Origin of the sequence: Pseudomonas lactis (assembly GCF_001439845.1) — a bacterium.
In the GTDB taxonomy this organism is placed as follows: domain Bacteria; phylum Pseudomonadota; class Gammaproteobacteria; order Pseudomonadales; family Pseudomonadaceae; genus Aquipseudomonas; species Aquipseudomonas lactis.
Map to the genome: position 1 here is coordinate 508840 of NZ_JYLO01000002.1, position 13130 is coordinate 521969.

A 13130-nucleotide genomic window follows, 5' to 3' on the forward strand; every position below is an offset into this window, starting at 1 on the left:
CCGCCCGCTTCTGCGCAAGTGAGCCACCGGCATGCGGCTGCGCGAGGCCATTTTTTGGCCGGCTTAACGCGCTTAAAACGTGAGGCCGAGCACTACGGCAAGATCAACATCCAAGATGGCACTTACAGGCTCAGGCACTGCTGTTACGGAAACTGCCCGGTGTAATGCCGACTACTTTTTTGAAGGCCCGGGTCATGTGGCTTTGATCGAAGAAGCCGCAAGTGAATGACGCTTCTGCGAGACTGGACCCGGTGCGCAGCAGTTTTTGGACATGGGCGATTCTTTTCTGGATTTGATAGCTGTGGGGGGAGATGCCAACGCTTTTTTTGAACACCCGGATCAGGTAAAGAGGGTCGAGGTTCACCAGTTGCGCCAGATCTTCCAGCAACAGATGTTTGTCGAACTCGTCTTCGAGCTTCTTCTTGATCTTTTGCACGGCGTGCTGCTCAGCCGCACTGACTGGTTCGATGGGCGCTCCGCTGCGCTCGAAAAGCTCTGTCACCAGATCCAGAAGGATAGTTTCCCGCTCAAGGCTGGGTGGGGATTTTTCAATGAGTTGATGCTGATGCAAAAAGATGCGGGCGAAGTCGGGGGCCTGGCTCAGAGCTGTTTGAAAAAGATGAATATGATCCTCTGAAAAGCGCCCTTGAAACACTACGCGATTGACCCATTCGGGGTCGATATAGAGCATTCGATACATCCAGCCCTCATCGTGGCCTGGCAAGCCGTCGTGGATCTCCCCAGGGGTAATGGTGACCACACTGCCAGCGACACCCATGTAGTAACTGCCGCGATAAAATAGCTTTTCAACACCGCTACTTATAACGCCGATAGCGTATCTGTCATGTGAATGTCGGCCGAAAGATTGGGTGCTATAACGCGCAGATAGCAACTCGCAGTCGCCTTCGGGTATACGCCAGAATTGAACAAAATCCGTATCTTTTTGAGGGGCTTTTTCACTGCGAATCCCGTCCATCCATTGTCCAGTTTTGTGCAATACGTATGAAAAAAAGGTCGCTAAATTTAGCACCTATTTCATAAAACAAGCTAGGGGATGCGATGTCTACAAAACTGGTAATTGGGGATTTTAATAAGTCGTCATGGTCATTTCGTGCGTGGCTGGTTCTTGTGACAGCCGACGTTTCGTTTGAAACCCTTCAGCTGAAACTGGAACAGAGCGACACCCGCCAGCAAATCCTCGAACACTCGCCTTCTGGCCGAGTCCCGGCACTGTTACTCAATGGCATAGTGATCAACGACAGCCTGGCCATCAGCGAATACGTTGCCGACGCCTATCCTGGCGCCAACCTCTGGCCCCAGGACCCGCAGGTCAAAGCACTCGCGCGCGCCGCAGCGGCGGAGATGCACTCCGGCTTCACGCACCTGCGCACACAGATGTCGTTCGGCCTGAACACCGGTGATACCCCTGAAACGCTTACCGCCCAGACGCGTGAAGAAGTCATGCGCGTGTTCGATATCTGGAACAACCTGCGCGCGCTGAGCGGTTCGAAGCAGTTCCTCTGCGGCGACTTCGGCATTGTCGATGCCATGTTTGTTCCGGTGGTATTTCGTTTCCGTCGTTATGGCATTGCCATACCGGCACAACTGCAGGGATATGTCGACAACATCCTGGCGTATGCACCGGTACAACAATGGTTGAAGCTGGCGGCACAAGAAGTTTAAAGAACAGCACTACCGATATCGATTAAAGATAACGACAAACAACTTTTGTTGACCGCATGCAGGAAAGACCTCAGGGGCTTTTCTGCTTTGCTGAGTCTGACTTTTGTAATAAATGGGGATAAAGCTGTGAGCGTTCATAACGTTAATACCAGTGATTCAGGGCGTGACGGGCAAGTCTACGATGTCATCGGTATAGGTTTTGGGCCCGCGAACATCGCCTTGGCCATTGCCTTGGAAGAATTAGGCTTTGCCGGAACACGCCTGTTCCTGGAGCGCCAGGGCAGTACGAAATGGCAACCGCAGATGATGCTGTCGGGCAGCGATATCCAGAATCATCCGAGCCGCGATCTGGTGACGCCACGCAACCCGCGCAGCCGCTACACCTTCACCAACTTCCTGTTCGAAAATGATCGGCTTTTCGAGCACCTCAATCTTGGTTTGGAGTTTCCGCTGCGCAGCGAATTCGCCGAGTACGTGCGCTGGGTCGCGGGTTTCTTTGCCAAAGACGTGGTTTACAACCAGGCCGTGACATCGATTCAGGCAGACCCTGTCAGCAACCTGTATTGCGTGACTACGCAAACCGGGAGCAAGTTTTTTGCCCGCTCGCTGGTCGTCGCACCCGGGCGGACACCCGTGATCCCGCAGGCATTCACCGACTGCGCCGCCGACCAGGTTTTCCATTTGACCCAGTACCTCGGGCGGTTGGCGCAACTAGCGCAACAGCGCGAGTTGAAGCGGGTCGCGGTAGTAGGCGGCAGCCAGAGTGCGATCGAGATCATGCTGCACCTGCGCCATAGCTACCCACACCTCGAGATCATCAACATCCAGCGCGGCTACGGTTTCCGCCTCAAGGACACCAGCCAGTTCAGCGAGCATGTGTACTTCCCGTCCTTTGTTGACCAGTACTACAACAGTTCCGCCGAAGCGAAGAAGAACATCAACCGCCACTTGCATTACACCAACTACTCCGCTGCCGACGCCGACGTGATCTCGGAGTTGTATGTAGGCATGTATGAAGACAAGTTGCAGGGTAAAAACAGAACCACCATCAAGAGTTTCAGTGACATCCAGGCTTGCACAGCCACCGGCCACAGCTACTCGCTGACGCTACTCGACACCCAGGCCGGGACCACCGAACAACTGCCTGAGTTGGACGCTGTCGTGCTGGCTACCGGATTCCGCAACCTGGGCACCGGCGCCCAAGACGAACGTTTCCCCTCCATTCTGCGCGACCTGGCCGAAAGCCTGGACTGTGATGCCCAGGGCGTGATTCGCATCGGACGTGATTATCGCCTGTCCGCGCGCGCAGGCTGCAACTTGCCGGCGCTTTACCTCAACGGTTTGTGCGAGTCGTCCCACGGCTACGGCGATGCAGGCTCCTTCAGCCTGTTGTCGCTGCGGGCCCGGGAAATTTTCACGTCGTTGAGCGAACAACTGGGGCTGGAAGACGCCGCAGAAAAAATCGCCTGAGTCGCCTTTTGATCGCACGCACCTCGACCCCTTATATGAGTAGGCCGTAAATGGAAATTTCAGGAATGGATGAGTTGGGTATATTTGCCGAGGTCGAGTCCCAGGCGCGAAGTTATTGCCGCAGTTTCCCCGTGGTCTTCGACCAGGCTCAGGGCAGCTATCTGTACGACCTCAAGGGGCAGGCCTACATCGACTTTCTAAGTTGCGCCGGCTCGGTCAACTATGGTCACAACCCTAAACCGGTCAAGGCAGCGGTAATCGACTACTTGCAACGTGACGGGATCCAGGCGGCGCTGGACATGCACAGCCGGGCCAAGCAGGAGTTTCTCTTCAACTTGCGCAAGATCATTCTTGAGCCACGGGCGCTGTCTTACAAAATGCAGTTCACCTCGCCCACGGGCACCAGCGTGGTGGAGTCGGCCATCAAACTGGCGCGCAAGGTCACCGGGCGGCAGCACATCGTCGCGTTCACCAATGGCTTTCACGGGATGTCGAACACCTCGCTGGGGCTGACCGGAAACCGCGATAATCGCCAACCTGGCGTCGATCCCTATGTGTTCCGCATGCCCTACGACGGCTACCTAAAAGGTCTGGATTCCGTCGAGTATTTCGAACGTTTGCTGAACGACAACAGCTCTGGCATGGATCTTCCGGCGGCGGTGATTCTGGAAACCATTCAGGGCGAAGGCGGAATCAACTTAGCGTCTTCCGACTGGCTGGTGCGTTTGCGCAAACTGACGGCTGAGCACGACATCCTGCTGATCATCGATGATATCCAGGCCGGTTGCGGCCGCACCGGGACCTTCTTCAGTTTCGAGCCGTCCGGTATCACCCCGGACATGGTCTGCCTGTCGAAATCCCTCAGTGGTTACGGACTGCCGTTCGCCCTGCTGCTGCATCATCCAGAGCTGGATCAATGGTCGCCCGGCGAAGACAACGGCACCTTCCGTGGCAACACCCTGGCCTTCGTCGCCGCGACCAAAACCTTGCAGGAATTCTGGAGCGACGACCGTCTGGTCAAGCACATCCAGGCCACTGAAACGCTCCTGAAGTCCTGGTTCGCCAAGGTCACCGAGCGCTTCGCTGTGCATATCAAGCAGGTGCGTGGTCGCGGGCTGTTTTATGGCATCGAGTTCCACGATGCGTCCTTGACCGCCGCGGTCACGCGCGCGTGCTTTACGCGCCGATTGATCATCGAGCGCTGCGGCCCGCAAGATCAGGTGCTCAAATTGATGCCGGCCCTGACCATCGACGCAGAAACCCTGCAGAACGGACTGGCGAGCATTTTTGAGGCCATGCAGCAGGTACTGGAATACCCCTCGTCCAGCGAATCGGACACGGATACAGATACGTTGCGCTTTACCAATGAGGTCTCCCATGTCGACTAATAACAACCGGGCAATCATCGAGCTGACCATCGGCGGGCTGATGCTCAGCCTGTCAGCACTGGCGGTGGCTTTCGCCCATATCGGCGCCGGTGGTGCCGGATTCTATCGGATGCTGATCGCCTCGATCCTGTTCTTCCTGCTCCTCAAGGTGCGCAAGACGCCGGTGCGACTCAAAAGCGCCAAGGCCCAGCTCTACACTGCACTGGCCGGAGTATTTCTGGCGATCGACTTGGTGCTGTGGCATCAGAGCATCTACATCGTTGGTCCGGGCATCGGATCGATCCTGACCAACTGCCAGGTGTTCTTCATGACCTTGCTGGGGCTGTACCTGTTGAAGGAAAAGCCCTCGATCTACTTCCTGATTTCCATCTCGCTGGCCTTCGTCGGGCTGTACCTGTTGCTGTTGCCGGAAATGACCAGCGGAGTCGGGATCAAAGGCGTGGTGTATGGGGTGCTGTCGGGGCTGGCGTATGCCATTTGCGTGTACTTCCTGAAGCTCAATACTCAGCTGCCTGATGGTGGCGGTGACAAGATTGCGCAGATGCTCAACTTGAGTCTGTGGGCAGCCCTGGTATTGCTGGTATACGCGCTGGCGACCGGGGAAAGCCTGGCCATTGTGGACGGACAAACCTTGGTGATGCTGGTGATTTACGGGGTACTGGTGCAATTCGTCGGTTGGTTGCTGGTCAATCGTTCGATCGGCGCCCTCAGCCTGGGGCTGGCCGGACTGATCCTGCTGCTCGAACCGGTGATCACTTACTTCATCGACGTCGCTTTTCTCGGCAAGGCAAGCTCCTCGCTCCAGATCGCCGGCGCGCTACTGACTATCTTCGCGGTGTACATCGGCTCAATCAAGCCGCCGGAAAAGGCTCAGAACTTACCTGAGGCTATCTGACGGATGAGGGGGGGGGCACGGCATCTGTGAACCTGGTTGCGTGCCCCCAATCGATAAGCTACGTACAGGCCCACAAGGTTTGCGGGTAGTCGTTTATATCCGTTGCGGCCAACCAGACATAAACGCGTGTCACATTATAAAAGCTGTCAAACTAATGCAATTATCGGTAAGCGGGATGGACGCAACTGCGGTGTTCATGGTGATCTAGGAGTTTCCATGAAGTATCGGATTAATTAGGATAGCCTTAGGGATGTAATTTTATATATTTTGTAGAATGTCTTTGTAAAACTTTTGCTTGTTTTTCTATTCGATTCCAGGTCGTGCCAGATAGTGAAAAGCCTGTAGAGATACAGGCTTTTTTTTGCTTGGGATTTGACCCAGCAATCCAGACGCTTAGCATGACGCCATCAACGGGCATGATCCGTATGCTTATTTGAAGGCCGTGCTCACGCGCCTGCCGTCGCAGCGGGCGAGTGAGATTGAAGCGGCCCGGTCCTACGCGATTTTGATTACTACCTTACCAAAGGCGCCTCTGGCCAAATGTTCGTACGCTTCGCGTGCTTGATCGAATGGGTACACGTGGTCGATTACCGGGCGAATCTTGTGCTCGTTCAAGAATTCGTTCATTCGGTCAAATGACGAGCGTGGAGCAACGGCTATGCCGCGAATCGTTGTTTGCCGGAAAATCATAGGCATCAGGTTCAAGGCAGAGGTCTGGCCTGTCAGAAAGCCGATCTGTGCGATACGTCCACCTGCCTTTGTTGCAGCAATCGATTGATTGATGCCGTCACCGCCTGCCACATCCAGCAGGAGATCCACTCCCTTGCCGTCAGTGAGCTTCAAAACTTCCTCTGCCCAATCAGGGGTGGTGCGATAGTTCACACCCGCAATAGCGCCCAGTTTTTTTACAGCTTCCAGATTGTCATCACGGCTGGAGGTGACGATCACCCTGGCTCCCAAAGCCTTAGCAATTTGTGCTGCAAAAACAGAAACACCTCCAGATCCCTGAACCAAAACGGTTTGGCCGGCCTCGATCTGGCCATAATCGACGAGCGCATACCACGCCGTCAGAGCAGCAATGGGAAGGGTCGCTGCTTCCTCATCTGACATGTTGTCGGGGGCACGTACCGCGCTGTCTTCATGGATGATCATGTATTGCGCCAGACCACCAGGCAATGGTGAGCCGAAGCAGTAGTCGGGTTCATCTGGCCCAGGCATGCCGTCCAACCAACGTGAGTAGAGGTGTGAGTTGACCCGATCTCCGATAGCAAAGCGGCTGACACCTTCACCTACTGCCACGACAGTCCCCGCCGCATCGCTGATGGGGATCAGCGGCTTGGGCACCCTGTGCGGTTCATAGATGCCGTCAACGATGGCCTTGTCCCGAAAATTGAGTGATACGGCGCCTACTTTTACCAGCAGCTCACCCGCTTGGGGCGCGGGGGTTTCCGTTTCGCCCTGCACCAGATTATCCAGGCCGAAATCTTTCAGAAGCCACGCTTTCATTTTCTGTCTCCAACAATTTTGAATGTGCAGGGGAGGAACGCTCCTCCTTTACGCTGAGGACATTGTTGAGGTTTCGCGGCTCTAGATAAATGTGCAGAAACCAACAGGATTGTTATCCTGATCAGCAACAATCATCCCGTTAACACGCTTCACGAGAAGAGACTTATGGAGCTTCTACAGTCGATGCAAGTATTCGCCAAGCTAGCGGAGTTGGGGAGCTTCACCAAAGTCGCTGAGGCAATGCAGGCCGGGCGCCCGCACGTCACACGCACCATTCAGGATTTGGAAGCCTCGCTGGGTGTTCGTCTGTTCCAGCGCACTACGCGTAAAGTAAAACTGACTGCTGAGGGCGAGCGGTTTTACGAACGCGTCAAAGAGATTTTGGCAACCATCGCAGAAACCACTTCCATGTTCAACCGTAGTGGGTCGACGTTGCGTGGGCGGCTTCGAATTGACATCCCCACTGCATTTTCCCAGCACAGTTTCATGGAAAGCCTCAGGAGATTTACCGAGGCATTTCCCGACATCGAGCTCGCGCTAGGCGTGACCGACCGTACGGTAGATCTCGTAGCCGAGGGCATCGACTGTGTATTGCGCATTGGTGACCTCGCGGATTCAAGCATGGTGGCTAGAGAAATTGGCACCGCCACCATGGTGACCTGTGCGTCTGCAGGTTATCTCCAAGCCTGCGGTGCACCCATAACCCTACAAGATCTAGTAGACCACCCATGTGTCAGCTTCCTTTCCGGTCAAAATAACAGACCGCTGCCTTGGCACTTCTCGGTAGACGGCGAAGATCGTCCACATACGCCTCGGGGTGGAATCACCGTGAATGAGTCGAATGCCTACGTTCAATGCGGTGTTGCAGGCTTCGGCATTGTTCAAGCGCCTGGAATTACCGTTGAGACATTCCTCGCAAGCGGAGAACTGGTTGAGGTGCTCAAGGCATTTCGTCCAAAGCCTCGCCTGGTTTCCGTGCTTTATCCAAGCAGAACGCATCTTGCGCCTCAGGTCGAGGCATTTGTGGATTGGCTGAAGGAACATTTTCCTGTGCTACACCCCAGCTGGTTCACCGCGCACTAACCTTGGCTCATAGGCTGACTCCGCACCAAGACGGACTAGTGCAAGATGTGTTCGGTAGACGCTTAAGGTGGGGGAGCCGGACGGTTACCCTTCAAATCGAACAAGGATTAACCAGGTTTACGATGGAGGTCATCGTCATCCCCGCTCTCCCTCGACCCGTGTCGCTCACATAATCCTTTTCAGTGCCCACCAAGGTTCGTTTTCCTGGTTGGAGCATGGTATCGACGATGAGTTTTTTCTTCGCGATATCCGGTTTAAAACTCGGCTCTACTGGCCAAATCTGCACGGCGTAGTCTTGGGTGAACAAAAACAGATTTGGAGCGGTATCTACCGGCGTTTGTAAGTGCGCGCACATGACGTCGCTGGCTTGTACTTCAACCATTGTTTTGTAGTGGGGCTTGTCGTAACTGGCCAATATCAATTTCGTGCGAGTCTGAACCCCCAGCGCTTCCTGAGGGTGGCAAGGCGTCACTTCTCCATAGGCGTAGGCGCACCAATTCACCTGGGTCATTGTGACGATTTCCTCAGGTTTTAAAGACAGATCTTTCTGGATGTTCAACCGGTCTTGCGGTTTTTCGTAGGGGATTGTCGTGCAGCCAGTGAGCAATGCGAGTGCGAGCAGAGTGATGAACTTGAAGTACATGGCTTTCATTTCCTATGAATTACATCGACCTGATAGAAACAACTTCCACAAAACGGAATTTTTTCCTGGCCGCCTTGGTAGCGTCTGGCTCAGCCAGGATACCGGGGAGAGACTCTTGCTCGGAAGGCGCGCTGCAGAGATGCAGGCTTTTTTTGCCTTGGATTTGGCCTGCATGGCGCGATTCGCAAGAAGCAAACTCTAGCCCTTCGATTCAGACAGGTTTGCTTTTTGATTTGGCAGGCAGTGGATTAACAAGCATTCGATTCAATTCTCCAGCGAGCGCTATCAACTGCTGTTCCAACGCTTCGACCTCTGAGACGCTGATGCCATTGTTGAGGACTTGCAAGGTTTTGGCTTGCTTCTTCGAGGCTGGCGCTAGGTTATAGGTGTCCTGGGAAACCAATGCCTGTCGCAGTAGATTGTTGATCACGGTCTGATAGCCGGTGCCTGCACTCTGGGCACGTTCACGGGCGGCTTCGATCACAGCATCGTCCAGCATGATCGTGATACGGGTTTTGCCTTTGTTGCTGGCGATGGCGCCGCGCTTGGCGTTACTGAAGTCGTATTCGTCTTTCATGGCTCAAACCTCCAGGTACTCCGTTTGCGTCGGTGCCCATGATCACCCAGCGTTCTTCTCCGTGATCGTGATCTTGTATGGCCAGGGCTGCCTCGTCGTAAAACACCGGTTCGGCATCAGCTAGGCTTACGCCTTTATGCTTGCGCTGATTAGCGATGTTTTTGGCGTTATCGAATTGAACCATGAAAGTTTTCATTATGCATATTTTATATGTATAAAAAAGCGATGAATGGACGATCAGGCAGGATGATCGGCTGTGACGATCTATATCGTGCACACGCCATTTTCCCTCCGCTCAGTTGGAGCTTGATCTTGCAGAGATTGCCTGCGGATTTCCGTGCGCAACGGGCGTCTGTTTACGTAGCCATGTTCTGTTTTCTTTGTCGGAAGGCGTGTATAGACATGACCGAATGTCATATCGAAGCGTTTGCGTGGTAGGCGGGCAGGGTTTGAGCCCAGGTCGTGGAGCCTCAGTTAGCAGCGTTCTCACGAGTATCAAGCTCCCGACGCGGCAACCGCCCATTAAGCACGACGTACGCCGCCAACCCAATCAGCAGCCCCCAAAACGCCCCGCCAATCCCGAGCAACGTGATGTTGGCGGCCGCAATAGGCTCGTAGGAGCGAGCTTGCTCGCGAAAAACTCACAGGCGCCGCGTTCATTCAGGAAGCACGCGTTATCGTTGACGTTTTTCGCGAGCAAGCTCGCTCCTACAGAGGTCACTGAACGGCATTACGTATCTAGAGCCTGCTCGGGGTTTGAATTGCAGGCAGGAGGTAGTCGAACCATTGCGCCAGGTTCGAGCCTGATAGCCGCTGCGCCTCATCGACCTCCATCGATTCATCCTCACCGGCGGTGTAGCACTGGTCACCGCTGCGCCTGTCATCGGGATACACCATAAAACCACCGCGGCCGTCAGGGCAGTCGGGCAGATACACCGAGGACAGGTCGCGTTGCTCATCGAGGTGCGCATTCAAGCGCGCGATATAGATACCCATCGAAACCGCCACACCAATAACCAGCACCACGCAGGCGACCAACTGGCCGGTATAGCTGGCGCCAATCTCATCACGACGCACGGGCGACATCACACGACCCTGTCTGCTCAACGTTCTGGCCAACCAGAAACCAGCCATTGCCTCCCATGCGTACCAACTGCGTTTGCTGTGGAAGGATGCCCACCATCAGCGCGAGGAAAATCACGGCTAACAGCACCCCTTTGATCATCGAATACAGGTTCATGACGGTGACGAGCTCTGGATAAGAAGATCCTTAGCCTAAGCAGCACGGGGTTAACGTCAGGTAAACATCACGGGAAACCTGCCGACTTCCGCTATCCTTCACACCGCTGCGCACTGCCTGCCCGAGGGGTTTTTTCCGTGCATATTCATCTGCTGCTGGTCGAGGACAACCTGGACCTGGCCACCACCGTTATCGAGTACCTGGAGATCAGCGGCATCGTCTGCGATCACGCCAGCCATGGCCAGGCCGGGCTCAACCTGGCGCTCAACCAGCATTACGACGTCATTCTGCTGGACATCATGCTGCCGCGACTGGACGGCCAGCAGGTGTGCGCAGGGTTGCGCCAGCAAGGCGTCCAGACCCCCATCCTGATGCTGACCTCGCTGGATGCGTTGCCGGACAAGCTCGCCAGTTTTGCCGCGGGCGCCGACGACTATCTGGTCAAGCCGTTCGAGCTTGCCGAGTTGGTGGCGCGGATTCGCGCCTTGAGCCTGCGGCGTAGCGGCCAGACCAGCCGCCTGCAAGTGGACGACCTAGTCATGGAACTGACCACCCGCAAAGTCAGCCGGGCAGGGCAGGAGTTGCATCTGTCACCCATCTGCTGGGCCTTGCTCGAGCACTTGATGCGCGCCAGTCCCGAGCCTGTTCCCAGAGAGCGGTTGGAAAGCAAAATCTGGGGCGATGAGCCACCCGACAGCAATACCCTCAAAGTGCATATGCACCGGCTGCGCAAGGCGGTAGACAAACCGTTTGGCCGGCCATTGATCCATACCCTGGCGGGTGTCGGCATTCAGGTAAAACCCCATGCGTAACGGACTGAGCCTGAAGTGGGTAATCAGCGGCAGCTTCCTGTGCCTGATTGCGGTGGTGCTGGTGATCTACAGCAAGCTGCTGCCTGAATTCACCGTGCGGGGCCTGTTCTACACCGCCAGCGCGATGATGGAGGAGGAGGCTCAGTATTTTCTCCGGCACTACAAACAGGACCCGACCACGCCGACGCCGCACAATTACTTCTATACCAGCGTCATCGGCAAGGAGGCGTTGCCGCAGGACGTGCGCGAGTTGCTCACTACATCGCCGAGCCTGTCCTTTGGCGCGGTGAATATCTTCGGCGATCTCTATTCCGATGACGACGATGAGCCGTTCCAGATCATCCTCGAACAGCCCCTGGGTGACGGCAAAACCCTCTACATGTACGACATCGACCACGATAAGGAAGCAGGTGGAGAGGTGGAGACGCCGTTGTCTGATGCCTATTTCGATCAGGTCATAGAGAGTGTCAAGTTCATCAGCCTGGCGGTATTCGTGCCGGCGCTGATTATCATCGCCTTGCTGGTCTGGTGGCTGGTTCGGCCGCTGGGGCGCCTGGTGCAATGGTCCGGCACACTCAAAGACCCTGAGGCACTGACCGGCGCTCGACCGGGTTTCAGCTTCAAGGAGTTCAATATGCTGGCCGATGCCCTGGCCAAAAGTGTTGAGCAGGTGCAGGCCGCCAGCGAACGAGAAGGCCGCTTGTTGCGTTACACCAGCCATGAACTGCGCACGCCCCTGGCGGTGCTCAAGGCCACAATCGAATTGTTGGCCCTGCAATCGGGCGGTGCGCTGCCACCCTCATTGCAGCGCATAGAACGTTCGGTGATGAACATGCAACTGATCGCCGAAACATTGCTGTGGATGAGCCGCGAGCGTCCCGAGCCGCTGCCGGAAGAAGACGTTGACCTGAGCGAACTGGTGGGCGACCTGATTGAAAAACACCGCTACCTGATCGGCAACCGGGATATCGAGTTGAGCATCGACATCCACGACGGCCCTTGCCGATTGCCTCCTACCGCATGCCGCATCGTGATCGGCAACTTCCTGCGCAATGCGCTGCAATACGCCGAAGAAGGCACCGTGGAAATCCGCTTCAAATACCCGCGGCTGATGATTGCCAATCACATCAGGGAGACAGGGCCGCAGCAGGAGTCCGATGATTTTGGCTATGGCCTTGGGCTGCAGTTGATGCGCGAGCTATGCGCAAAGCTGGGCTGGCAGATTGAGGTGATTCGTAAGCAGCAGAGGTTTACGGTCATTCTTGATTTTACGAGCGGGCGGGGCGGCGAGTCAGCAAGTTGAAGGATTTGTAGCCATCGCTCTGTATGGGCCGCGTGTGCCGGCATGGAAAGGACATGAGCAAATGGAACGCAACATTGAAAGTGCGCTGCGCGTGTCTTCCGTCGGTGGCCTCGCGAGTGGCGAACTGCTGATATCCAAGGCTCAACCAACAGATTTAATACGCCTGGGAAATTTCCTACATAATTTTTCTTCTTGCGCTTTTAGCGTTACAGCGTTCGCCTAGCCAGTATTTTATCGCAGCCCTACCGGGGGACTTGCTGCTGGCTCGGGCGAATACTCTTAATCTCAATGGTTCGGTGTAGCGGCTTCAGCACAGCGCGATGAACCATAAGGCCAGACAAGGAGCGGTCAGTGTCCAAGCTATTTCATGCACGCATAGTTCACCCCCTACAGATGCAGGGCTGGCTTTAGACGATGCTTTAAATTAAGTTTAAGCATACGGGAGCTCATAGCTACGCTACGGGTGTGCTTAGTTGTTTTTTTTTTTTTTTTTTTTTTTTTCCAAGGTTTATTTGGTGGAAAACTTTTAA

Annotated in this window: 14 protein-coding genes and 3 pseudogenes; 9 read left to right on the plus strand and 8 right to left on the minus strand. The window is 55.2% G+C overall.

What is annotated here, in order from left to right; all coding sequences use genetic code 11:
• Positions 1 to 22: 22 nt before the first annotated feature.
• A pseudogene (locus TX24_RS32410) lies at positions 23 to 123 on the plus strand (integrase domain-containing protein); the annotation flags it as partial.
• 7 nt (positions 124 to 130) lie between these two features.
• Here TX24_RS32410 and TX24_RS05170 read toward each other — a convergent pair.
• Positions 131 to 976 (minus strand): helix-turn-helix domain-containing protein, encoded by an 846-nt coding sequence (locus TX24_RS05170; protein ID WP_057709818.1) that lies wholly within the window; start codon positions 974 to 976, stop codon positions 131 to 133.
• Positions 977 to 1059: 83 nt separating this feature from the next.
• Here TX24_RS05170 and TX24_RS05175 point away from each other — a divergent pair, with 83 nt between their 5' ends.
• The 5 genes and pseudogenes from TX24_RS05175 to TX24_RS32415 all read left to right on the plus strand — a co-directional run.
• Complete coding sequence (locus tag TX24_RS05175; protein WP_032896056.1) at positions 1060 to 1683, plus strand: glutathione S-transferase family protein; 624 nt, start codon at positions 1060 to 1062, stop codon at positions 1681 to 1683.
• 126 nt (positions 1684 to 1809) lie between these two features.
• On the plus strand, positions 1810 to 3153 hold the full coding sequence (locus TX24_RS05180) for a SidA/IucD/PvdA family monooxygenase (protein ID WP_034136062.1): 1344 nt from the start codon (positions 1810 to 1812) through the stop codon (positions 3151 to 3153).
• Between the two features lie 50 nt (positions 3154 to 3203).
• Entirely contained in the window at positions 3204 to 4541 is a 1338-nt protein-coding gene (ectB, locus tag TX24_RS05185) for a diaminobutyrate--2-oxoglutarate transaminase (RefSeq protein ID WP_244175814.1), read from the plus strand.
• Complete coding sequence (locus tag TX24_RS05190; RefSeq protein ID WP_032896059.1) at positions 4531 to 5436, plus strand: DMT family transporter; 906 nt, start codon at positions 4531 to 4533, stop codon at positions 5434 to 5436. The genes ectB and TX24_RS05190 overlap by 11 nt, the downstream gene beginning before the upstream one ends.
• A gap of 406 nt (positions 5437 to 5842) precedes the next feature.
• Positions 5843 to 6001 (plus strand): annotated as a pseudogene (locus TX24_RS32415) (transposase domain-containing protein); the annotation flags it as partial.
• Here TX24_RS32415 and TX24_RS05195 read toward each other — a convergent pair.
• The gene (locus tag TX24_RS05195; protein WP_057709820.1) at positions 5932 to 6942 is read right to left on the minus strand and encodes a zinc-dependent alcohol dehydrogenase family protein; all 1011 of its coding nucleotides are present in this window, start codon (positions 6940 to 6942) and stop codon (positions 5932 to 5934) included. The pseudogene TX24_RS32415 and the gene TX24_RS05195 overlap by 70 nt on opposite strands.
• Before the next feature lie 183 nt (positions 6943 to 7125).
• Here TX24_RS05195 and TX24_RS05200 point away from each other — a divergent pair, with 183 nt between their 5' ends.
• Complete coding sequence (locus tag TX24_RS05200) at positions 7126 to 8025, plus strand: LysR family transcriptional regulator (protein ID WP_057709829.1); 900 nt, start codon at positions 7126 to 7128, stop codon at positions 8023 to 8025.
• 91 nt (positions 8026 to 8116) lie between these two features.
• Here TX24_RS05200 and TX24_RS05205 read toward each other — a convergent pair whose 3' ends face one another.
• The 6 genes and pseudogenes from TX24_RS05205 to TX24_RS32105 form a co-directional block, all read right to left on the minus strand.
• The gene (locus tag TX24_RS05205; RefSeq protein ID WP_057709821.1) at positions 8117 to 8668 is read right to left on the minus strand and encodes a hypothetical protein; all 552 of its coding nucleotides are present in this window, start codon (positions 8666 to 8668) and stop codon (positions 8117 to 8119) included.
• A gap of 211 nt (positions 8669 to 8879) precedes the next feature.
• A complete protein-coding gene (locus TX24_RS05215) occupies positions 8880 to 9245 on the minus strand; it encodes a BrnA antitoxin family protein (RefSeq protein WP_032896063.1) in 366 nt (121 codons plus the stop codon).
• On the minus strand, positions 9220 to 9429 hold the full coding sequence (locus TX24_RS30345) for a BrnT family toxin (protein WP_082239768.1): 210 nt from the start codon (positions 9427 to 9429) through the stop codon (positions 9220 to 9222). Before TX24_RS30345 ends, TX24_RS05215 begins: the two co-directional genes overlap by 26 nt.
• Positions 9430 to 9715: 286 nt before the next feature.
• Positions 9716 to 9850 (minus strand): annotated as a pseudogene (locus TX24_RS31775) (benzoate transporter); the annotation flags it as partial.
• Between the two features lie 133 nt (positions 9851 to 9983).
• Positions 9984 to 10331: a hypothetical protein gene (locus tag TX24_RS05220; protein WP_032896065.1), complete on the minus strand. Its 348-nt coding sequence runs from the start codon at positions 10329 to 10331 to the stop codon at positions 9984 to 9986.
• Positions 10312 to 10485: a hypothetical protein gene (locus TX24_RS32105; RefSeq protein WP_164692209.1), complete on the minus strand. Its 174-nt coding sequence runs from the start codon at positions 10483 to 10485 to the stop codon at positions 10312 to 10314. Before TX24_RS32105 ends, TX24_RS05220 begins: the two co-directional genes overlap by 20 nt.
• 137 nt (positions 10486 to 10622) lie before the next feature.
• Between TX24_RS32105 and TX24_RS05225 the strand changes: the two genes are divergently transcribed.
• A complete protein-coding gene (locus tag TX24_RS05225) occupies positions 10623 to 11297 on the plus strand; it encodes a response regulator transcription factor (RefSeq protein WP_003192709.1) in 675 nt (224 codons plus the stop codon).
• On the plus strand, positions 11290 to 12600 hold the full coding sequence (locus TX24_RS05230) for a sensor histidine kinase (protein WP_057709822.1): 1311 nt from the start codon (positions 11290 to 11292) through the stop codon (positions 12598 to 12600). The genes TX24_RS05225 and TX24_RS05230 overlap by 8 nt, the downstream gene beginning before the upstream one ends.
• Positions 12601 to 13130: the final 530 nt, after the last annotated feature.